This is a genomic window from Acinetobacter sp. YH12137 (assembly GCF_013418535.1).
GTDB lineage: Bacteria > Pseudomonadota > Gammaproteobacteria > Pseudomonadales > Moraxellaceae > Acinetobacter.
The window spans coordinates 34,174-53,421 of record NZ_VPBW01000010.1 but is presented as its reverse complement, the minus strand read 5'-3'; the positions used below and the strand labels follow the sequence as shown (position 1 = coordinate 53,421).

Annotated in this window: 25 protein-coding genes; 24 read left to right on the top strand and 1 reads right to left on the bottom strand. The window is 42.7% G+C overall.

Going from position 1 to position 19,248, the window contains the following annotated elements; genetic code table 11:
- Position 1: 1 nt before the first annotated feature.
- The 15 genes from FTU72_RS07400 to FTU72_RS07330 all read left to right on the top strand — a co-directional run bounded on the left by FTU72_RS07400 (position 2) and on the right by FTU72_RS07330 (position 8,619).
- On the top strand, positions 2 to 391 hold the full coding sequence (locus FTU72_RS07400; RefSeq protein ID WP_180047634.1) for a hypothetical protein: 390 nt from the start codon (positions 2 to 4) through the stop codon (positions 389 to 391).
- Positions 392 to 479: 88 nt separating this feature from the next.
- Positions 480 to 1,451, top strand: coding sequence for a hypothetical protein (locus FTU72_RS07395; RefSeq protein WP_180052613.1), 972 nt, complete (start codon positions 480 to 482; stop codon positions 1,449 to 1,451).
- Positions 1,452 to 1,454: 3 nt separating this feature from the next.
- Positions 1,455 to 1,826 (top strand): hypothetical protein, encoded by a 372-nt coding sequence (locus tag FTU72_RS07390; protein ID WP_034171155.1) that lies wholly within the window; start codon positions 1,455 to 1,457, stop codon positions 1,824 to 1,826.
- A 5-nt stretch (positions 1,827 to 1,831) separates the two neighbouring features.
- Entirely contained in the window at positions 1,832 to 2,911 is a 1,080-nt protein-coding gene (locus tag FTU72_RS07385; RefSeq protein ID WP_180052612.1) for a major capsid protein, read from the top strand.
- A gap of 10 nt (positions 2,912 to 2,921) precedes the next feature.
- Entirely contained in the window at positions 2,922 to 3,281 is a 360-nt protein-coding gene (locus tag FTU72_RS07380; protein WP_180052611.1) for a hypothetical protein, read from the top strand.
- A 7-nt stretch (positions 3,282 to 3,288) separates the two neighbouring features.
- A complete protein-coding gene (locus tag FTU72_RS07375) occupies positions 3,289 to 3,729 on the top strand; it encodes a gp436 family protein (RefSeq protein WP_180052610.1) in 441 nt (146 codons plus the stop codon).
- 7 nt (positions 3,730 to 3,736) lie between these two features.
- Complete coding sequence (locus tag FTU72_RS07370) at positions 3,737 to 4,234, top strand: phage virion morphogenesis protein (RefSeq protein WP_180052609.1); 498 nt, start codon at positions 3,737 to 3,739, stop codon at positions 4,232 to 4,234.
- Entirely contained in the window at positions 4,209 to 4,631 is a 423-nt protein-coding gene (locus FTU72_RS07365) for a hypothetical protein (protein WP_180052608.1), read from the top strand. The genes FTU72_RS07370 and FTU72_RS07365 overlap by 26 nt, the downstream gene beginning before the upstream one ends.
- Positions 4,632 to 4,640: 9 nt before the next feature.
- On the top strand, positions 4,641 to 4,811 hold the full coding sequence (locus FTU72_RS07360; protein ID WP_162835337.1) for a hypothetical protein: 171 nt from the start codon (positions 4,641 to 4,643) through the stop codon (positions 4,809 to 4,811).
- Entirely contained in the window at positions 4,811 to 5,566 is a 756-nt protein-coding gene (locus tag FTU72_RS07355) for a hypothetical protein (RefSeq protein WP_180052607.1), read from the top strand. Before FTU72_RS07360 ends, FTU72_RS07355 begins: the two co-directional genes overlap by 1 nt.
- A gap of 266 nt (positions 5,567 to 5,832) precedes the next feature.
- Positions 5,833 to 6,357 (top strand): Rha family transcriptional regulator, encoded by a 525-nt coding sequence (locus tag FTU72_RS07350; protein ID WP_180052606.1) that lies wholly within the window; start codon positions 5,833 to 5,835, stop codon positions 6,355 to 6,357.
- 2 nt (positions 6,358 to 6,359) lie between these two features.
- The gene (locus tag FTU72_RS07345; RefSeq protein ID WP_180052605.1) at positions 6,360 to 6,623 is read left to right on the top strand and encodes a hypothetical protein; all 264 of its coding nucleotides are present in this window, start codon (positions 6,360 to 6,362) and stop codon (positions 6,621 to 6,623) included.
- A 314-nt stretch (positions 6,624 to 6,937) separates the two neighbouring features.
- Complete coding sequence (locus FTU72_RS07340; RefSeq protein ID WP_180052604.1) at positions 6,938 to 7,498, top strand: hypothetical protein; 561 nt, start codon at positions 6,938 to 6,940, stop codon at positions 7,496 to 7,498.
- A gap of 167 nt (positions 7,499 to 7,665) precedes the next feature.
- Entirely contained in the window at positions 7,666 to 8,136 is a 471-nt protein-coding gene (locus FTU72_RS07335; RefSeq protein ID WP_180052603.1) for a hypothetical protein, read from the top strand.
- Positions 8,137 to 8,619: a Pmp3 family protein gene (locus tag FTU72_RS07330; RefSeq protein ID WP_180052602.1), complete on the top strand. Its 483-nt coding sequence runs from the start codon at positions 8,137 to 8,139 to the stop codon at positions 8,617 to 8,619. It abuts the gene before it with no gap.
- Here FTU72_RS07330 and FTU72_RS07325 read toward each other — a convergent pair.
- Positions 8,616 to 8,906, bottom strand: a complete 291-nt coding sequence (locus FTU72_RS07325) for an Arc family DNA-binding protein (protein WP_180052601.1) — start codon at positions 8,904 to 8,906, stop codon at positions 8,616 to 8,618. The two genes, FTU72_RS07330 and FTU72_RS07325, sit on opposite strands and share 4 nt — an antisense overlap.
- A 116-nt stretch (positions 8,907 to 9,022) precedes the next feature.
- Here FTU72_RS07325 and FTU72_RS07320 point away from each other — a divergent pair, with 116 nt between their 5' ends.
- The 9 genes from FTU72_RS07320 (at position 9,023) to FTU72_RS07280 (ending at position 19,240) form a co-directional block, all read left to right on the top strand.
- A complete protein-coding gene (locus FTU72_RS07320) occupies positions 9,023 to 9,178 on the top strand; it encodes a hypothetical protein (protein WP_180052600.1) in 156 nt (51 codons plus the stop codon).
- Positions 9,179 to 9,252: 74 nt separating this feature from the next.
- Positions 9,253 to 10,077, top strand: coding sequence for a BRO family protein (locus FTU72_RS07315; protein WP_257220256.1), 825 nt, complete (start codon positions 9,253 to 9,255; stop codon positions 10,075 to 10,077).
- Positions 10,078 to 10,172: 95 nt separating this feature from the next.
- Positions 10,173 to 13,238: a tape measure protein gene (locus FTU72_RS07310; RefSeq protein WP_180052598.1), complete on the top strand. Its 3,066-nt coding sequence runs from the start codon at positions 10,173 to 10,175 to the stop codon at positions 13,236 to 13,238.
- Positions 13,235 to 13,654, top strand: a complete 420-nt coding sequence (locus tag FTU72_RS07305; protein ID WP_034171144.1) for a hypothetical protein — start codon at positions 13,235 to 13,237, stop codon at positions 13,652 to 13,654. The genes FTU72_RS07310 and FTU72_RS07305 overlap by 4 nt, the downstream gene beginning before the upstream one ends.
- Complete coding sequence (locus FTU72_RS07300) at positions 13,644 to 15,614, top strand: hypothetical protein (RefSeq protein WP_180052597.1); 1,971 nt, start codon at positions 13,644 to 13,646, stop codon at positions 15,612 to 15,614. The genes FTU72_RS07305 and FTU72_RS07300 overlap by 11 nt, the downstream gene beginning before the upstream one ends.
- Positions 15,615 to 15,623: 9 nt before the next feature.
- On the top strand, positions 15,624 to 17,243 hold the full coding sequence (locus FTU72_RS07295; RefSeq protein WP_180052596.1) for a hypothetical protein: 1,620 nt from the start codon (positions 15,624 to 15,626) through the stop codon (positions 17,241 to 17,243).
- A gap of 53 nt (positions 17,244 to 17,296) precedes the next feature.
- Complete coding sequence (locus FTU72_RS07290) at positions 17,297 to 18,511, top strand: hypothetical protein (protein ID WP_180052595.1); 1,215 nt, start codon at positions 17,297 to 17,299, stop codon at positions 18,509 to 18,511.
- Positions 18,512 to 18,566: 55 nt separating this feature from the next.
- Positions 18,567 to 18,857, top strand: coding sequence for a carboxypeptidase regulatory-like domain-containing protein (locus tag FTU72_RS07285; RefSeq protein ID WP_257220251.1), 291 nt, complete (start codon positions 18,567 to 18,569; stop codon positions 18,855 to 18,857).
- Positions 18,854 to 19,240 (top strand): hypothetical protein, encoded by a 387-nt coding sequence (locus FTU72_RS07280; RefSeq protein ID WP_180052593.1) that lies wholly within the window; start codon positions 18,854 to 18,856, stop codon positions 19,238 to 19,240. Before FTU72_RS07285 ends, FTU72_RS07280 begins: the two co-directional genes overlap by 4 nt.
- Positions 19,241 to 19,248 lie beyond the last annotated feature (8 nt).

Here is a 19,248-nt window from a genome sequence, read left to right as displayed (position 1 = left end):
AGTGAGAATCATACCTGTCTTTTTAGTTACATGCCTGATAACTTCATTAAGTTATGCATATGAAGAGCCTATTAGCCGAGGTAAGTGTTTTATTGTAAAAAATAATGCTCCTCAGAAAATTCAAAAATGCTTCATATCCGCTGTAGGCGGTGCAGGTGGCATTATGCGAAGTTATGAAATAGGAAATGACGTTTATGCGAATGAAATTTATGCAGGATCTGAGACTACCCCCGACATAGATAGAGTTGCAAAAAATAATTCTAAGCCATTAGATGCTAAAACCTACTATCGGCAAGATAAAACATTAAAAATTATTAAGAACCCCAGAAACAATGATTGGAATTGCATAAAAGACAGTAAATCAATCTCGAATTTTTGTTTTAAATATTGAATGACAGAGTTAACGCGTAACGTAAGTCATTAATAATGAAATTTCTCAAAACCGTCCGAAAGGGCGGTTTTTTTATGGAGCATGAAAAATGCCTGAACTAAATCAGGAGCATTTGCGCTGTCAGTTTACGGCTGTAAATGTTCCGATCACTACAGTAGAAGATGGTGAAAAAAAGCGCCGTACATTTGAAGCGGAAGTATATAGCGGTGGTCGCATCGACAATCACTATTACTGGGGCCGTGCGGGTGTAGTTATTGATCTTCAAGGACTGCAACTAAAACCCAAAACCGGGCTTGTTGAAGAGCATTTTGGTGGTAAGCGTGTCGGTGTGGCTACTTCATACGAAATCAGTCAAACCTTTAAGGCAAAAGGTCATTTTCTTAGCAATGCAAAAGCTAAAGAAATCGTGCAAGACATCGATGAGGAATATCCATTTCAAATGTCTTGGTGGGCTGATCCCGAATCCATTGAAGAAATTGCACCAGGTAAAACAGTTGAAGTAAACGGTCAGCAATTTACTGGTCCATTACATGTATTCCGAAATGTGCGAGTGCATGAAATCACAATTTGCGGTGTAGGTGCAGATACTCAAACCACTATCGAAGCCTTCTCAGGCAAAGCCAATCCAAACCCAACCAAAGAGGACACCGACGTGACCGAATTAGAAAAAGCACAACAGGCCAAAGAGCAGGCAGAGCGTGAACGTGATGATGCATTAGCTGAACTTAAGCAATTCAAAGCGCAAAAGCGTGCTGATGAAATTGCAGCTTTAGAAACTGAGCTGAAAACACAGTTTAGTGCTGAAGATAAGACGGCTTATACCAATATGGATGATTCAGTTTTTAGCTTTACTGCCAAACAGCTTCGCCAATTCTCGGCAGGTAATACACAGCAGCCAGCTGCACAACAGCCGCAGCCTGCACCAAATGTAAATCCGGCATTTGCTCACCTGTTTAGCCATCAAGCTAATCCGGGGCAAAGTGGCCAGTCGAATAATACCGACACTCACAAATTCACTTCTGGTGCACAAGCATTCGCAGAACAAAACAAGGGGAAATAATTCATGAGCCAGGTTATTCCAAAAATTACGGTCCAGTCTAAAAAGCTGGTCCTAGACAATGAAAAGTTACGTCGTGCCAATGCCAAAGTAACTACCGCTACAGCCTATAAAAAAGGTGACTTACTTACACTTTCAGATGCGAATGTACTCACACACGCTACTGATGAAAAAACATGGGATGTGATTTGTGGCCAAGACGTTACGGCTGCAGAAGCCACAATCAAGGCCGCTGATGGAATCGAAATTCCGGTCTACTACGGCGGGGTTTTCAGTATTGAAGCTGTATCGCTTAATGGGACTTTGCTTGCTGCTGAAGAATATGATGCAGCGCGTGCACAGGCAACTAAAAACAAAATCGAACTTTCTAAGGTGTAAACAACATGCCACAGTCTTTTAATATTGAAGGTGCTCCACTTGAACTTCTTGATGTGGGTGAGCTGGCACTGATCCACTCGAATTACCGTCCAATGGACACATGGCTTTTAGATAAGATTTTCCCTAATCGCCCGTTATTCACGCGTGATGATGTGCCACTGGCTGAATTATCAGCTGAACATGATCTGGCACCACTGGTATCTCCGCAACAGCCTGGTAAGCCATTTGATACTACTCAATCTGGTGAAGTACGCCACGTTAAACCGGCTTACTACAAACCAAAGAATCAGGTCACTCCGGCAGAAACTTTTGAAATTGCCTTGCTTGAGCGTTTACGTACTGCAGGTATCATCTCAACTGGTAACCAGCGACTATCTGAGCAAGAGCAAATGATCATTGCTCAAATCTCAGTGATGAAGCGCAACCATGATGCGATTGATAACTCAGTCATGATGATGGCGATTGATTTACTGAAAAATGGTAAATACACGCTTCACTCAGATGATTATGAGCTCAACCTGGTGGATTACCGTCGTGATGCGTCTTTGACATATACGCCATTAACCAAATGGAATGAAGCGGGTGCCAAGCCAGTAACGGATATTCGCACCATGCTTGAACGTCAATTGGCTGCTGATGGTGGTGAAGCTAAGCTGTCTGTTATGTCTGGCTTGGTTTGGGCGGCTCTCTGGAACAATGAAGAATTCAAAAAAGAATTCATCACGCCATATGCGGGTATTTCTGTTCCAGTGAATCCAAGCTTTGGTGTAAAAGAATCAGCAACCTTCAAAGGAACCTTTGATGGAATCGAATTCTGGGTATATGACGCAACTTACCGTAACAAAGGTCAAGTGAAGCGCTTTATTCCTAAAGATTACTTCTCACTAATCTCTGATACCAATGGTTCGGTAGCTCACTGTAAGATCAAGAACATGCTGGCCAACGGCGTTGCTCAGCAGTACTTTGACCGTCAATGGTACTGCGAAGATCCAAGCGGCATTATGCTGATGACTGAATCTGCTCCACTGGTTGTGCCGTCTAACAAGAATGGTGTTGTTGGTGGTACTGGCTTTATCACCCTATAAGGAGCAAGACATGCCGAAGTACACAGCAAAACAATCCATCGGGCATTTTATGCCAGGTGATGAAATCAAAGGGCTTGAAGCTAAACAACTTCAGGCCCTTTTAGCATCTGGGGCTATTGAAGAATATCAAGAGCCGGAAGAACCTAAGGCAGATGGTACCGCTGCACGTTTAGCTGAACTTGAAAAGGCCAATACTGAGCTGACAGCAGCCAATGAAGCCTTAACCAAAGCTAATCAGACAGCAACTGTCGACAAGGCTAAAGCTGAGCAAGAAATTGCTGAGCTCAAAGCCAAGGTGGCTGAATTTGAAAAGGCGAAGCCTGCTGCAAAACCTAAAGCAGACTCAAAACCTGCTGACGATGCCAAGTAGGTGATTTATGTATGCAACACGAGAGGATTTGGTGGCTCGGTTTGGTATACATGAGATGGAAAATTTAGAAGCAATGCAATCAACTAATGACGCGGTTGAAAATGCATTACAGGATGCTGCAGAGGAAATCGATAGCTATGTCGCGGTTAGATATGAGCTACCGTTACCAAGTATGCCAAGCACATTAAAACGAGTAGCGTGCAACATTGCACGCTATCGTCTTTACTTTCAGCGACCTACGGAAGAAATTGAGAATCGCTATAAAGCAGAGATTGATTTTCTAAAGCGGGTAGCTGACGGTAAAGCTATTCTAAATATCCTCAATACTGAAAACCAAGTGACTGATGAAAAGCCAGTAAATAAACCATCAACAGCACCCATCGGCACAAGTTACACCGGTGGTGTATTTGGTGATGCCACTTTAGACATGATGCCCAGCATGAAGTGAGGTGTTTATGGCTTTTGCAATAACCATTCAAGCTGATAGCTCACCGATTGAAGCGGTGCTTAATCAATTAGGTAACTTTGATTCTTTAAAGGATCGGCTGTTTGATGAGATTGGTGCTGGACTTGTGGATAGTGTGCAGCATCGATTCTTAACGGGTACTGATGTAGATGGGAACCCGTGGAAGATTTCATGGCGTGCACGTATGCAGGGTGGTGAAACGCTTCGAGATACTGGCCGCCTGATGAATTCCTACACACACAATGTTCTTTCAAGTGGTGTGGAGGTGGGTACAGATGTTGTGTACGCACCACATCTGCATTACGGCGCAACAATCTTACCTAAGAATGGCCAATACATCACCTTTGCAGTTGGTGGCCAGTATCGAAAGGTTAAGCAATCAGTTCTACCGCCACGGACCCAGCTCGGTATTAATGCTGAAGATGAGGTAATGATTTTGGATATTGTCGGGAGTTTTATAGATGAGCACCTTCTTCGCGGTGCGTGATGAGATTGCAGAAAAGCTGAAAGAAATTCCAGAACTTCTAAAGATCTATACGCCGTTAAACTCAGTCAGCGTAACCGAGATGTCGCAGGTTACGCCGTCAGCACACGTCAATTTTGTCCGTATCGACAAGAAAGCCAGTGCAGGGCGTGGGAGTATTAATCAGATCGGTCAGCAATGGGCAGTTACGGTTGCATGCCGTAATGCTCAATCTCAAATGACTGATGGCCGAGCGGTAAGTGATGAAGCTGGTCTTTTAACCGAGAAGGTCATTCAATTACTTTCCGGCTGGCAGCCTCAGGCATCACGAACGTCACTAGAAATGATCTCGGTTCGAGATGGCTACAGTCCAGGCTTTGCATACATCACGATTATTTTTGAATCACAAAAATTCATTTAGGAGCCAGTCATGGCAAAACAATACAAAGCATTGCAGCCTGTAGGTCGCTTTCAAAAAGGCGATGTGGTCGGTGGGCTGAGTGATGCACAAATCAAAAAATTACTGGCAGATGGTGTCATTCAGGAACTACCTGAACCTAAAGCTGCTCCAGCCAAGAAAACTACAGGGGATGAAAAGTAATGGCTAAAGAATATATTTCTCTGCAAGGTAAGTTTTACCTGTCAGAACTTGTGAATGGTGTTGCTAGTGCAATGCGCCATTTGGGCAACGTGCCAGACTTTGAGTTAGAAATTGGTGCTGATGTCGTTGAGCATAAAGAATCAACATCTGGTCAGCGTACTACTGACTTCACCATGATCAACGCAACATCAGTGAATTTTACGGGAACGCTGGAAGAAACTGATCCAGAAAACCTTCAATACATCCTGTCTGGTATGAATCACGCCGTAGCGACCACTACAGCGACAGATGTATCACTGGGTACTGTGGTGGCTGGTAAAGAAATCAAACTGGATGGTTATAACCTGAAAACGGTTTCATTCAAGGATTCAACCACTGGCACAGCTAAGACTGTTGATCCAGAGAATTACACACTGGATGCTGTATTTGGTACTGTGGTTTTCCATGATGTATCAGATCTGACTATGCCAATCTTGGCCACTTACACCACTGGAGCAGTGACTAACACCACTCTGGCATCCGACTTTGAAAAAGAGTATGAGCTTTTCTTCAAGGGTATCAATACAGCGAATGGTAAACATATGGCTGTACGTTTATGGCGTACTAAGAAGTCACCAGAAACCACTTTCCCGCTGATTCATGAAGAACTTGGTCAGTATGAAATCTCTGGTCAGGCTTTATCTGATGTAACGAAGCAAGCAGATCCAGCATTAGGCTTATATGGCCATGTTGTGACGATTCCGGCAGCGGAATAACCCCACACAGGCACAAAGAACTCCACAGGATGCGAAAGCATCTTTTTTTGTGCCTGTGTTTAGATTCTTTTCATTTTCATTAATCGCTTAATGCAAATGAAAGGGATTCATCCCACCACTTAATCAAACCGTCCTTATTGGGCGGTTTTTTTATGCCTGTTTTCAGGCAAACCACTGGCTAGAGCGACGGCTCGAAAAGCGCGTTTCCATGTTCAACGTGCCTGCCAGTTTATTTTTTTGAACATGGTCATATAAGAGGAAATCTTATGAACATGATGACAACATTAAATTTACGTGCCATGGTCTCAAATGAAAATGGCGAACCAAAGACAACCAGTTATGCAGTAGCGGAAGCATTCAAAAAAAGACACTCTGATGTGCTTCGAGCAATTAAAAATATGAAGTGCTCACAGAAATTCCGTGAACGCAATTTTGCGCTTTGCTTTGAAAACAACAAGTTACAGAACGGAAAGCCTAGAAAGTTTTACCAAATGACTAAAGATGGGTGGATGTTTCTGGTGATGGGATTTAGTGGCGAGAAGGCTGATGCAGTAAAAGAGCAATTTATTGATGCCTTTAACTGGATGGCAAGCCAATTAACCCAAGTCTTTCAATCTAAATGGGCTAGATATAATCATATTGTTGGTTACCGCGAAAATCGCAAACAGCAAGTTAGTTGCTCAGCCAGAGATATGAACGTGTGGAAACATGAAAAGCATCCGCTTGATGATGAAATAGCGCAATTAGAAAGTGAATTGCAGCCGTCATTGCCATTTGCTGGCGGGGTTTAATCATGAATATTGCTTATGTAGTTGCAGAATGTCGACCAAGCACAGACGAAGAAAATTATGCTGACATCAACATTGGTGATGATAGCTATGTGTTTTGCTCAATCGAACCAGTACCAGACACGGGTGATTGGCAGAAAAATATTGAAGCAGCCATATTAATTGGAATTGATATTGAGCGAACCAAGCCAAACCATCGACACATCACACTGCATGCCGAAAGCATCTTGAAACTATGCAAAGGCATACAAGGTGTGAAGCAAAGCTAATAATTATCGCCACCTTCGGGTGGCTTTTCTTTTCCGTCTTTAGCTTTGTAACATCCAATAATTTTTTTGTAATCTTTATGTTATTAATTGTATGCTTTGCTTATCATATGAATGATGAAAAGTGGAGCTCCGAAAATGCTGACCAAAGCCGAAATCGTTGTTGTCGTTCTAATGATAGTAGCCTTAATTCTCATCGTTTATGAGATGGGGCAAGGTCGTAATTGGGCTTTATAGAATTCAGCCTTTATTAAAGTTAAAAGAAAAGCACCTTCGGGTGCTTTTTTAATGCGTAAAATTTATATCGAGACCCCATCATGAATGATTTTTTCCTAGCAACAAACCGAAGCATCAAAATAAACGACATCGAAGTTCGCCAGATCCAAATGAAAGACTTTGATACCTGGGCAATGCATGCTGAAGTGCTGAAAAACTTCATCAAAGATAAAGATCATTCAGATGAAATTTTGACACAGTTATTTAAAGCTCATGGTGTACAGGTCATTTCGACTATTGCCTGTGTCACCGATCTGGACCATGAGTCACTGGTAGAACTGGCTGCTGATGAGAAGAGTTTTAAGGAGTTGCTAAAAGCTGTACTTTTGGTCAATCAGGCTTACTTCAAATACGAAAAGCCTAAACGTGGCATTAAAAAGAAAGATGACTCCACTTGGTTTGATTCATTCCAGTTTCTGGTATCAATGGGTCATCAGCATAGTGAAATCATGCAGATGACCTACGGCGCATTCCAGGGCTATGTTAAAGCAGCAAACAAGATGTACAAGCAGGGAATCTTTAATAACGCCGTTGCAGCGCGTGTAGCCCAATCTGATAAGAAAGGTTTTGAATCATTCAAGAAAGAAATGGTTTCTGATTGATCATGTATCACCCTAAAGTTATGATAGGAAAATAATAATTTAGGGGGGCATCATGAGGAAACATGAGGCAAAGATTAATAGATTTAAGCAGAAAGGCTCATAGAGAGTGGTTTTCGCAGTTTAGTGCTGTAGATATCGACTTATTAGAGTCCATTAATTGTGGATGCATGGCTGACCATAATTTTTTTAAGCAAGAAATTCTTGATATTGCTGGTGCTTTAGACAATCGGAAACTAAAAAATACACCACATCTTTATCACCAATTTGTAAATAGATATCTAGATCTTGTTCCAGAACACATAAGAACTCAAGCTGATAGGGATTTGCTTATTAATGATGGGTATTACAGAGCATGGTTTTGTAATAGGCAAATGTTTATTTTTCATTATCTTATTGCAAAAGACAATTTTGTTAAAGGCATGGGGCGCTCTTCACATCTATTATGGAGTCCACTTCTTGATGTTCATACTCCAGACTCATGTTATGGGTTTAAGAGTAAGATTTTCCATGTTGCTGATGAAGAGTTTGAAAAACTTGCTGTACAGCACTGGAGTAAACCACAGAGGGGTTGTAGGTGTAGCTTATTTAATACCACCACAGGAAAGGCTAGTAATTATATAAATTTAAAGGCAAATTGAATGGCTAATAATTGCATTAATTGTAAAAATTGCGGACACACAGGCTGGTCAAAACCAAGGGGCAGCATTCTTATTACTCTCGTATTAGCATTATTCTTTATCTTGCCGGCGATTGCTTATGAAGTATGGCGGAGACTGGGGTTGGGGGTATGTGAGAATTGTGGTGGTTCTAATGTCGCGCCTTCCAGCACTTGCACCACTCAGAGACCAACAGACATTGGTTCAATGATTATTCTTTTGATTTTGGGTGTGGCAGGTGCTTTTATTGTGGTTTTGGCATATAGCTTTATTGACGGTGCAATTAATGGATATCCGACTGGCGCTAAAACCACCAAAGACCTAGAAGACCAATGTGTAGCGCAAGGATTAAAGTACTATCAAAAGGTCGGGCAGTACCCAACACTCTCTAATGGAGAGGAAACATCAACCCATGTCTTGAGGGGTTGCAGGGATTCAATAGATGGAAAATTCAAAGCACCCTAGGGTGCTTTTTTATTTTTTAATTCATTAACGGTACTCTCCATAAGCTCTCTCGAAGCTCCTTGGCTTTTTAGGGCTGTGAATATTTTTTTAGTAAAAGCCTCAAGTAGATCGTTGACTGCATCATTATTAAGATAGTTACCTTGTTTAACCTTAAAGCTCTCCTCTAGGCGAGCAACCATCTCGGCGCTTTGTGAGCGATTATTCTCTTCGGCAGCATCTTCTATCTGTTTTTTAAGCTCAGGCGGTACACGCAATCGAACTATGGTGTGATCGGATTGATTACTCATCTAAAAACCTCAATGCCACAAATTGTGGTAAATACTTCATGATAGGTATTTACATTACCACAAAGTGTGGCTATAGTTATTAAACGCCACAAAGTGTGGCATTACTGGAGGATAATATGAAAGAAGATATCGTGTATGTAAAAGGTCGGCTTGATGGTGATCTCCATAAAGAGCTTAAAGCAATCGCAAAAGAGGAAAAGAGATCAATAGTTTATCTTTTAAATGAAGCAGTTAAATTACTAATTGAAAAAAACAAGAGTTCGAAAGCATGAAATCAATAGACAACAAAAAAGCCCAGACTTTCGACGGACAGGGCTTCAATGTTGTTAACAAAGGAATATTAACTATGTCTAGTTTAGCATTAAGTTTTAACGAAGTAAATTTCACACCTGTTGAGCAAAATGGTCAGGTTTGGTTGACAGCAAGCGAGTTAGCTAATGCGCTTGGATATGCAAAATCAGATGCTGTTGGGCAGGTTTATGAGCGTAATAAAGATGAGTTCACCCCATCGATGACAATGACCCTCAAAATGAGTGTCGTTAGAAAGACAGGTAAAGTTGAACTAGAGAACCGCATCTTTTCCTTGCGTGGTGCTCACTTAATTGCAATGTTCTCTAAAACCGCAATTGCTAAACAATTCCGTAAATGGGTTTTGGATGTACTGGATCGTGAAGTTGTTACCAAACAACTCGAAGGTCGCCAATCCATTTCACCTGAACAACAAGCCTTGCTTCATGAAATTGTGGCTCGTCGTTCTGGTGGTGAGCGGAAAATTTTTGCTGAAATGTGGGCGCGTCATAATCGACACTTTAAAATCCCGCGTTATGCTGAACTTTTAGAAATTCATTTTCCGGAAGCGATTCATTATCTGGAGACAATGGATATAAAAGCGAAGGCTGAAAAGCAGGAAGTTAAAGCTTTACCTTACCCTCAAGAAGTTATTCAGGTCGCCCAGCAGATCAGCCAAGAGTTCAATAACTCTAAGTGTGATTCTTGGCATGTAAGTGCTCGCAATGGCGTATTGACCGCAATGCCACTACCTCCGGGCTTCTACCCAACAATGGATATTGCTGAATTTACCAAGCGTTTTGATAGTGTATTGGATTTGCTGTACGGCACAGATACATTGCGTGTAGGAAGGCATTTTCTAAAAGAGCGTAATTCTAAATAAAACAATAACCTCCTTCGGGAGGTTTTTTTAATACCCAATTTATACCCGCCGCTGAGCGGGTTTTTTATTGCAAAAAAAATAGATTAGAGGTCAGCATGTCTGGTAAAAACTTAACTTTTAAGCTGGTGATGGATGCTGACACAAAAGCATTTGTTTCTAATATGCATCAGTCAGAAAAAGCAGCAAAAGAAGCATTTGCAGCACTTAAAGAAGGCTCAGCCAGTATTGTGGGCGATACCAGCAGCGCAACTAAAGAAGTGGATCAACTTGGCACACAGTCACAAGAAACCGCCCAACAAGTAAAGCAACTGGACAAAGAACTAGAAGCAGCATCACAAGAACTACAGCAAACAGAACAGGCATCTAAAGGTGTTTCAGGGGAACTACAGGGTTTAAAAACCGGCTTTAATGCTTTAACTGGGGCTTTAGCAGCACTTGGTATTGGCACCACGGCAATGGAAATTGCACAGACTGCCGATGAGTATAAAAACCTATCTGGTCGTCTATCAATAGCAATTGGAGAGCATGGCAATCTACAAAAAGCCATGGATGATGTTAAAAATGTCGCCATTAATACCAACTCCAATTTAACCGCAACTGGTGATCTATATTCTCGACTAACCAAGATCGGCCAAGAGATGAAATGGCCTCAAGAGCAGGCGTTAGCATTAACGGAAACAATTAACAAAGCTATTCAGGTTGGAGGTGGATCTGCTGCATCTAATGAAGCAGCAATTACCCAGTTAAACCAAGCATTAGGCTCTGGCGTACTTCGCGGTGATGAATTCAACTCCATGATGGAGCAATCACCACGATTAGCTCAAGCATTGGCAGATGGTTTGGATGTAACCACTGGCAAACTGCGTGAAATGGCTGGAGAAGGCAAACTTACTACTGATGTGGTAACCAAAGCTTTATTAAGTCAATCAGAGAAAATCACAGAGGAATTTAATAAGTTCCCCACAACTATTGGCGCATCTATTGAAAACTTAAAAACGGCTTGGACTGTCTACGTCGGTGAGGCTGATGCAGCAACTGGAGCAAGTGCAAAAGTTGCTGAGGCTATTAAATTTGTCGCCGAGAACTTGGATACGATTGTTTCTACATTGATGTTGGCTGGACAGGCATTTGTGGCCTATAAAGCTCTCAATATTGGCTTAATGTTTCTGGATAAAGCTAATAGCGTTAAAGCGGCATCAGTCGCTATTACACAAGAAACCACGGCGGTTGTTGCCAACACACAAGCTCAAATTGCAAATGCTACTGCAACGAAATCAGCCAGTACAGCCAAGACTCAACTCGCAACCAGTAGTAAAGCTGCTGAGGCATCTATGGCAGCCACTAGTACGGGTGTGATGGGGTTGGTTGGGCGTTTGGGTACGCTAGGGATTGCAATTACTTCTCTTGGTGTGATGGGTGCAGTAACAGTCGGTATGCTTACTCCACTTGGTGAGTGGATGGGTGAGGCTGCAGCAAAAGCCATGGGTTATGGCGAAGCTATTGAGAAACTAGAGAAGCAACAACTTCTAGAAGCAGCACAAGCCAAAGTTGCAGCTGAAATTAAGGCAGAGCAGGCAGCTGCCGCAGAGAAAGCGCGCGATAAGACCTATCAACTCACAGAAGAGTCAAAAAAACTAATCACTGAATTTGATGAGTTAATCAAAAAGGGGGAGCCAACTAAAGAGGCATTGGAAAAAATTTCCAATGCCATGAAGTTTGACTCAACTAAAGGCATTAACGACTCTATTACAGCTTTGATCGCACTGAAAGATCAGGGTGAGATTACAGCTGATGAGTTGCAGGTAAGTCTCGGAAAAGCGCTGGATGGTAAAGACTTACTTGTTTTTGAGACTAATGCTCGTGCTGCTTTTGCTGGAACTTCAAAAGAAGCGGAAAAGAATGCTCAAATCACTGAAGCTGTAATGAAAGCAGCTTTGGAGCGCACAGGCTTAAGCACAGAGCAGCTACAGGGTAAATTCTCACTTGCCTTTCAATCCGCGACCAATGATGTTCAGATCATTCTCAGCAACCTTGATCAGTATAAGCAAAAAGGTATTGATACTGGATTGGCTCTAGCATCCAACCTTAACAAGGCGATTGACACCGCTCAGACTCGTGCTGAACTAGATTATGCAAAAAGCTCATTAATTGCACTTGAGAAACAAGGTTTGATTACTGGTGAGCAGGCTGCATTCGGTCTAAGTTTGATTGAGAAAAAGGCCGCACAATTGCCAGCTGCTTTAAATCCCGTAGAAGCTGCATTTGCTGCTCTTGGCATAAAAACTAAAGAGCAGCTAAATGATGCTGCTATTAGTGCTCAGCGAAATTTTGATGTGGTAAGCAAGAGCGGTCAGGCAACTGCTGAAGCCATTAAGCAGGCTTATATACAGATGCTAAATGCTGCTATTGCAACCGGAGATAAAGCTCAGATTGCAACAGTTCAAGCTAAAGCTGCAAGTCACGGTTTGCAGGTTGAAATCAGTGAGACTGGTAAGGCCACTGTAAAAGCCAGTAACGACATGGAAGAAAGCTTACATCGTGTTCGCAATGCCACAGGTAATGCGGGTGATGGCTTCGATGATCTCGGCCGTAGGGGTGTTAGAGCAGGTAACGATACTACTGAAGCATGGGAAGAAGCTCGTAAAGCAACGGAAGCAGCTATGGCTTCTCAGGGCAAGATGAAGGCATCCAAAACTGGAACAACTGCTAAACATGGGCTTTCTGTTGAAGAAATTGAACAGAGACTTAAGGATATTGGTTATGAAGGTGATGCCAAGCAAAAAGCCAAGCAACTTTTTCAGGATGCCGAGCCGGTGGCTGGGGGTTATTACAAATCAGCCTCCAATGAATGGGTGAAGAAAAAGTATGGTACTACTGCTTACGATAACCAGAAGGCTTTAGGTAATGCTATGTATGTTATGGAGCAGATCGAGAAGTTGGAGCAGTATGTAGGTAAAAGTGGTAGATCAGCCGGATTGAATGACTATGCGCCGTCAATTCCTTCTGTGTCATCAAATGCTGCTACACAAAGCATTAAGGAAAGTGTGAATTACAACATCCAATTCGGAGGTCAAACCCTATCCCTTACAGGTGATGCAAGCCAAAAGGATGTAATGACCAATCTGGTAAATCAATTAAAAGGTATAGCGAAATCAACATGAAACTTATTCGCTTAGCAACATCAGAAACCGTCCCATTAGAGGACGGTTTTTTATGGTCTGATGAATTCTCATGGAAGGCCATTGAGCAGAATCAAGCCTATACGATGGATGGCTCTCTGATCATTCAGGAAGGCAAAAAGAAGTCTGGTCGACCAATCACTTTACAGCCGGCGGATCCGCAAATGGGATGGATCAAGCTACGTGAACTGCGGACTGTTTTGGAATGGTCCAAGCTGCAAGGTGAAAATTTTAAACTGCAGTTTGAACAGCCACATGATAGCCGGCAATTCACCGTCAAATTTAACCACCAGGATGGGGCTTTAGAGGCTGCACCGGTGAAAGGGATTCCAGCGGTATCACTGGATGATTATTACAACGTGACCTTACGCTTTACGGAGTTAGACGATGGCGATTGAAACTAAGGATTTAGTAATTTACAAGTCTGAACGCTTGACTGATAACTCGGATGGCGGTGGTAAATACTCTGGCGTAGTAGTTCAGGATGGTATCAGCAATAACCTGTTCAATGACGTATCGGAAATGGATCGAACCATGGGTGATGTATCCATGCGGAAAGTTTTCCCTGCTGTCACCACTGAAGACACTGATCTATTAATGGGTGCAACGGTTTTTGTATCTGAGCTACCAGAAGATCCAAACGTATCAGCATTGCTTTTCAGTACCAAAAACTGGACTGATGAACGCCAGTCTGCCCAGAACCGGTTGGAAAACTATCTAGCCAAAGGCGGTCAGATCGCCGGAACACCACTAGATACCCACTGGAAAGGTATGTCATCACTACAGGTGGCTATGTTCCCGCAAGAGGTTGAATCTTCGGTAGGCGATACGATTGTCCTGATCAGTGATGAAGGTAAGGCTTTGGAGCGTGAGCAGTATGTACGTATTACTAAAGTTGAAACACGAACTGCTGTAATGGTGGTAGATAACAAGAGTGTCGAGTACAAAGTTGCTACTTACTCGCTAAATGATCCGCTTGAGATCGACTTTGTGGGTCTTTCAGCTCGTCAGTGGTATCAGGGTAACACAGTATCTAAAACCATCATCCGCGATACGATTGTTGCTGATACCGGGCTGTATTACTCATCGACAGCATTGGCATCTGATGCAAACGTGGGCGAATTTACAGTCAATGCCAAAAGTATCTTTGCTCAACTGATTCCATCGGCCCAGACAGAAACTCCAATTATTGATGTGAATGCGGCTGGTGAAAGCGTGGTGTTAGTTGCAGGTAATGAAGGCACCATTACAGCCAGTTATCCAAACATGGTAATTGGTGTCAGCCAGAACCTGTATATCGGTTCAGCAGTGATTCCTTCCAGTGTGTCATTCACATTACAAGGCCAGCAGATTACTGATCAAGGTGGATTGCTCAAGAATACTCAAGGTACTCAGATAGGCACAGTTGATTATCAGCGTGGACTAATTCAGTGGACGGCAGCCGCTCCAAGTGGAACCATGAGTCTGAATATCACATTTAAACCTGCAGTAGCGCCAAACCAGTATTACCAAAGCCATGCTATTCCGGTAACTCAAAATAATCAAAGTACTAACTGGACTGGAGTGTTAATTCCTATTCCAGCACCTGGTGCTTTGTCGATTTCCTACATGTCACAGGGCAAGTTCTATGAACTTAAAGATGATGGCTCGGGGCAGTTAAAAGCTGCCAGTCCGTCTTTTGGTTCGGGCATGATCAATTACGAAACTGGTTCCTGGTTACTAACCACTGGCGCACTACCAGATGTAGACACACCAATTCTGCTGAATTGGGGAACACCAATCGTTACCTTCGTACGGTCAAATCTGAATGTAGATAAAGCTGCATTTGATTTCGATTTAGGTCGACCAGGTGTTTTGCCGGGCATCACAATTAACTGGATGCTTGAAGGTGAAGAGAAAACGGCAACCTCTAATGCGCAGGGTAAGTTTACTGGTGATGCAACTGGTGAAATTAATTATGCAACCGGTATCGGCAAGATCATTCCAAATAAGTTGCCACAAAAAGGGACAGTTTTTAATGTCACCTATAACTATGGGACTGCATTGGTTCAAGCCAAAAATGGGATTTCACCTGATGCAAATCAAAAGCTGACATTCACTATTGGTACCGGATCATCTATTCAACCCAACAGTGTGGAATTAAGAATCCCGGTTAAAAGCAGTGATGGGGGGGTGGCAGGCTTTGTTATGCTGACAGATGTGCCTGTGAGTGCATCGATTGGAAATCTAGTCAATGAGCGTGGTCAAGTACAAGGTTCAATTACATACGCTACCGGTGCGGTTGAAGTTACACCTCAGGGCGTGGGTCATCGTTTCAAATCCACGTTTACACCTATGGCCACTTATGCCGCAGCATAGAGAGGAAATATGTCTTTTTATTCTCCACAAACATCCAGTATTCAAGAAGAGCAGGTTGAACTAAAGGTCTTTGATATCGTTGATGTACAAGTTAAATACCGCGATACATCCGGTTCTAACTCGGCAACACACACCGTGACAGCCAATAAGCTCAAACTGGATTTATCTTCTGGCTTTGATGAGCAGATCCTGACAGGTTCAGCTCGCTTCAAAGTTGGTGCTGATACCTTTCTGGATCGTACTGGCTTGCTGTATCGCAATGTGAATCCAGCCAATAATAGTGGGATTCAGTCTGGTGTCATTCAATATGGCACCGGTATTGTTGAAATTGACTCATGGACACCGAATGCAGATAACACCATTACTCTGGAATCCTTAACCACCACAACCGACCTACTACCGGTCAATAAAATCAGCTTTAGAACGCCGATCATGCCGATCCGGCCACAATCTTTAACTGTGGTGGTGGGTACTATTGAATTTGGTCAGCTGACACTGACCGCTGATGAAAATGGGGTTATTGAAACCAGCCGTGCGCATGGCCAGGTGAATTGGGATAACGGCTTTGTCACCATCTACTTCTACACAAAAACCAAAATCACTGAAGCTAACCGTGCAGAAATTGAAGTGAATGACTGGTATGACCCACTATTAGAATATCAGGAAGGAGTGGATACTTATATCAATGTTCCGGTCTGGGTCGACGCTTCATCCGTGCGCTATAACGCGGTGGCTTATACCTATATTCCACTAGATTCAGAAATTTTAGGTCTGTCTGCTACACGCTTGCCGATCGATGGCCGGGTGCCGATCTTCCGTATTGGTGGCATTGGTATTGTCAGCTCAAGTAAAGCTCAGGAATTACCAAGCGCAATTGCAGGTACTACATATGACCTGAACGATCAGCGTATTTCATGGGCAGAACTTGAGGATGCTAACGGAACGAAAGCCGCTTTCGATTTGTATACAGTTGATTATGACTATGGCCGCGTGACGCTGGGTGGTGATTTTGTGCTGGGCAATCTGGTTGCACCGCTGACAGTCAAATATCGTTATCAGGACATGGGTCTGATTCGTGATGTGCAGATCAATGGCCAGCTAACATTCACCAAGCCTTTAACGCATAACTATGATGCAGTGGATACCATTGTGGGTTCTGCGTTGGTCATTGGTGATATACAGGCACGTTATACACGCAAGTTTGTACAACAAGCTTGGAGTAGTGTATGGAATGATGAGCCAACCGGATCGGCTATTTCAGCAAATTACAATGATTCACTGTATCCGCTGCAAGTCACAAACAAGGGTTCAATTCAGGAGCGTTGGGCAATTGTATTTACAGGTAACGAAACCTTCTATTGCGTAGGTGAGTACACGGGGCGCTTGGCTTTGGCTGGCTCAATCAGTGTTGACTATGCACCACTTAACCCAGTCACTGGTGTACCGTATTTCATCATTAAAAAAGAAGGCTGGGGGACGGGTTGGGCGAATGGCAATACATTGCGCTTCAATACGATTGCAGCAAATTTCCCAGTCTGGGTAATTCGAACTGTAAAACAGTCAGAGCCAACGGTAATTTCAGATCAATTCCAGATCATGCTACGTGGCGACATTGACCGCGTTGTCTAAAATTTAAATCAAATATGGCCGCTATATGCGGTCTTTTCTATGAGTGAATAAAAATGGTAATGAAGCAGACACAGACAAAATTATTTGATTTCTCTGATGCTGGTTTAGACTTCTGTGCTGGCTCTCAAAACTTATTCCCGGACAGATTTAAAAAGATGCTGGCACTGGGTTATAATGAGCAAACGGTTTCAAGTGTTACTGTGGCAGGAAATCAGGTAACTTTCACCTATGGCGGAGCACATGACTATGTTGCAGACCGTGTTTTAAAAGTTGATTCTGGCCCACTAGCATCAATCAATGGTGGTGAGTTTTGGATTGATTCAGTCACAACAAACACTATCACAATGACAATTGATGATGCTCCAATTTCAGTTGCGGGTGGATTTACCACAAAAATAGCATCACTAGGCTGGTCGCTTGAATATGAAAATGCCAACATTCACGTCTATGGATTTAAAGCACTGGATGAGTCAGGCCTATATTTAAGACTATGTTTTCAGAACCAAGCCGAACGACGCAATTGTATTAGTCCAAGTATTGGCAAGTCATTTGACCCAGTAACAGGCTACATTACGGATCAAAATGCTTTAACCGCCAATATGGAAATATCAAGCCCTGGAACTGGTTTTAAGTGGGAGTTCGGGTTTTGGAATAACACAACGTACAACAACTACACCTATTCTCAAGGATATTCGCAGTATGGAAAAGGCTGTGTGGTTGGTAGCAAGTATCATTTAATTTTTTTATTTAATGCATTAAATAATCAGCCGCGCGTAAATGGATTCGTGCCTGTGTTCACACATGGGTATGACCAACTTAACTACCCTGTAATGTTTGGTGAGACATTTGGGAACATTACCGACAAAGGCTCAAACTATATGGGGATGAACTCTAGGGCGTACATCGGGGAAATTCGTGTAATCTTTTCACTTGATTCAAACAACAATGGAGGTAGCGTTTTTAGGATGCCACAAGCATCGCAATCCTTTCTAAGTTCTAATATTGATTCATTTAACACAACCACGTGTGCACCAATACAAGTGTATGAGCAAGCAACATTACAGCATATAGGTGTTGTGGCTGGTGGCTTATACTCTGCTATGTATGCATCTACAAATAGACCCTCTACAGCAAATGGCGCACAACCCTCAACAACCAAAGATATTGATCTTCATAGTAATGTAGTAGTGCATTACACGTCAGCAGGGTCTAACGAAACCACCTTTTCGTTTGTCGCTGTTCCGATTGAGGAGATAAAAATTGCTTAAAATTTTTAGATGCTTTTTTGGTGGTTATGATCCCAACTATCAAAAGCTTAAAAATATGAGTTATGCGGTTATTAGATTGCCACGCCCAATTATCTCCGTACTGAATAGCAGCCAGGGTTTTGGTCAAATCAAAGGTACAACCAAAAAAGTGGGTGCCAATTATTCGCCTGTGCCTGTATGTGTGTTTAAGCGCAGTAACCGCCAACTCCTTTGTGAAACCACATCAAAAGCTGATGGCTCTTATGCATTTCGTAATATCGCGGTAGGTTTGGAGTGCTTTGTAGTGGCTTTTGACCCGAACAATCAATACAACGCAGTCATTCAGGATAAGGTAATCGCAAAATGAGTCAAACATCGATCAATGCTCGGCTTGCCATGATTCAAGCCTTTGCAAATTTTATGGATAGCGGTAGCCAAAGTGCTACCGTTGTTTTTTATGAAGGTGTGCAGCCTACAAATACGTCAATTGCAGCAGATTCAAACAATGCTCTGGTCACTTTGGTTTTTCCTGAGCCGTGTATTAAAGAAGTCACGCCAACTTATGTTGAATTACATCCTACTGATACAGGCTCGGTGATTAAGTCGGGCACAGCTACATGGGCGCGGATTTATAACGGTGCTGGTGATGTGGCAGCAGATCTAACTGTGGGTACTGATATATCACTGGCAAATACCAATTTAGTCGTGGGCGGTACGCTGTTTATCCAGTCCATCAAACTTAGACCGTAACTGAAAAG

Bases quoted from the DNA above. Each gene is read 5' to 3' on its own strand.
- FTU72_RS07380 (WP_180052611.1), top strand. From the start codon at position 2,922: ATGCCGAAGTACACAGCAAAACAATCCATCGGGCATTTTATGCCAGGT.
- FTU72_RS07300 (WP_180052597.1), top strand. From the start codon at position 13,644: ATGGCGATTGAAACTAAGGATTTAGTAATTTACAAGTCTGAACGCTTG.
- FTU72_RS07360 (WP_162835337.1), top strand. From the start codon at position 4,641: ATGGCAAAACAATACAAAGCATTGCAGCCTGTAGGTCGCTTTCAAAAA.
- FTU72_RS07345 (WP_180052605.1), top strand. From the start codon at position 6,360: ATGAATATTGCTTATGTAGTTGCAGAATGTCGACCAAGCACAGACGAA.
- FTU72_RS07355 (WP_180052607.1), top strand. From the start codon at position 4,811: ATGGCTAAAGAATATATTTCTCTGCAAGGTAAGTTTTACCTGTCAGAA.
- FTU72_RS07340 (WP_180052604.1), top strand. From the start codon at position 6,938: ATGAATGATTTTTTCCTAGCAACAAACCGAAGCATCAAAATAAACGAC.
- FTU72_RS07395 (WP_180052613.1), top strand. From the start codon at position 480: ATGCCTGAACTAAATCAGGAGCATTTGCGCTGTCAGTTTACGGCTGTA.
- FTU72_RS07325 (WP_180052601.1), bottom strand. From the start codon at position 8,906: ATGAGTAATCAATCCGATCACACCATAGTTCGATTGCGTGTACCGCCT.
- FTU72_RS07330 (WP_180052602.1), top strand. From the start codon at position 8,137: ATGGCTAATAATTGCATTAATTGTAAAAATTGCGGACACACAGGCTGG.
- FTU72_RS07335 (WP_180052603.1), top strand. From the start codon at position 7,666: ATGGCTGACCATAATTTTTTTAAGCAAGAAATTCTTGATATTGCTGGT.
- FTU72_RS07295 (WP_180052596.1), top strand. From the start codon at position 15,624: ATGTCTTTTTATTCTCCACAAACATCCAGTATTCAAGAAGAGCAGGTT.
- FTU72_RS07385 (WP_180052612.1), top strand. From the start codon at position 1,832: ATGCCACAGTCTTTTAATATTGAAGGTGCTCCACTTGAACTTCTTGAT.
- FTU72_RS07370 (WP_180052609.1), top strand. From the start codon at position 3,737: ATGGCTTTTGCAATAACCATTCAAGCTGATAGCTCACCGATTGAAGCG.
- FTU72_RS07315 (WP_257220256.1), top strand. From the start codon at position 9,253: ATGTCTAGTTTAGCATTAAGTTTTAACGAAGTAAATTTCACACCTGTT.
- FTU72_RS07390 (WP_034171155.1), top strand. From the start codon at position 1,455: ATGAGCCAGGTTATTCCAAAAATTACGGTCCAGTCTAAAAAGCTGGTC.
- FTU72_RS07310 (WP_180052598.1), top strand. From the start codon at position 10,173: ATGTCTGGTAAAAACTTAACTTTTAAGCTGGTGATGGATGCTGACACA.
- FTU72_RS07350 (WP_180052606.1), top strand. From the start codon at position 5,833: ATGAACATGATGACAACATTAAATTTACGTGCCATGGTCTCAAATGAA.
- FTU72_RS07320 (WP_180052600.1), top strand. From the start codon at position 9,023: ATGAAAGAAGATATCGTGTATGTAAAAGGTCGGCTTGATGGTGATCTC.
- FTU72_RS07290 (WP_180052595.1), top strand. From the start codon at position 17,297: ATGGTAATGAAGCAGACACAGACAAAATTATTTGATTTCTCTGATGCT.
- FTU72_RS07365 (WP_180052608.1), top strand. From the start codon at position 4,209: ATGAGCACCTTCTTCGCGGTGCGTGATGAGATTGCAGAAAAGCTGAAA.
- FTU72_RS07305 (WP_034171144.1), top strand. From the start codon at position 13,235: ATGAAACTTATTCGCTTAGCAACATCAGAAACCGTCCCATTAGAGGAC.
- FTU72_RS07375 (WP_180052610.1), top strand. From the start codon at position 3,289: ATGTATGCAACACGAGAGGATTTGGTGGCTCGGTTTGGTATACATGAG.
- FTU72_RS07285 (WP_257220251.1), top strand. From the start codon at position 18,567: ATGAGTTATGCGGTTATTAGATTGCCACGCCCAATTATCTCCGTACTG.
- FTU72_RS07280 (WP_180052593.1), top strand. From the start codon at position 18,854: ATGAGTCAAACATCGATCAATGCTCGGCTTGCCATGATTCAAGCCTTT.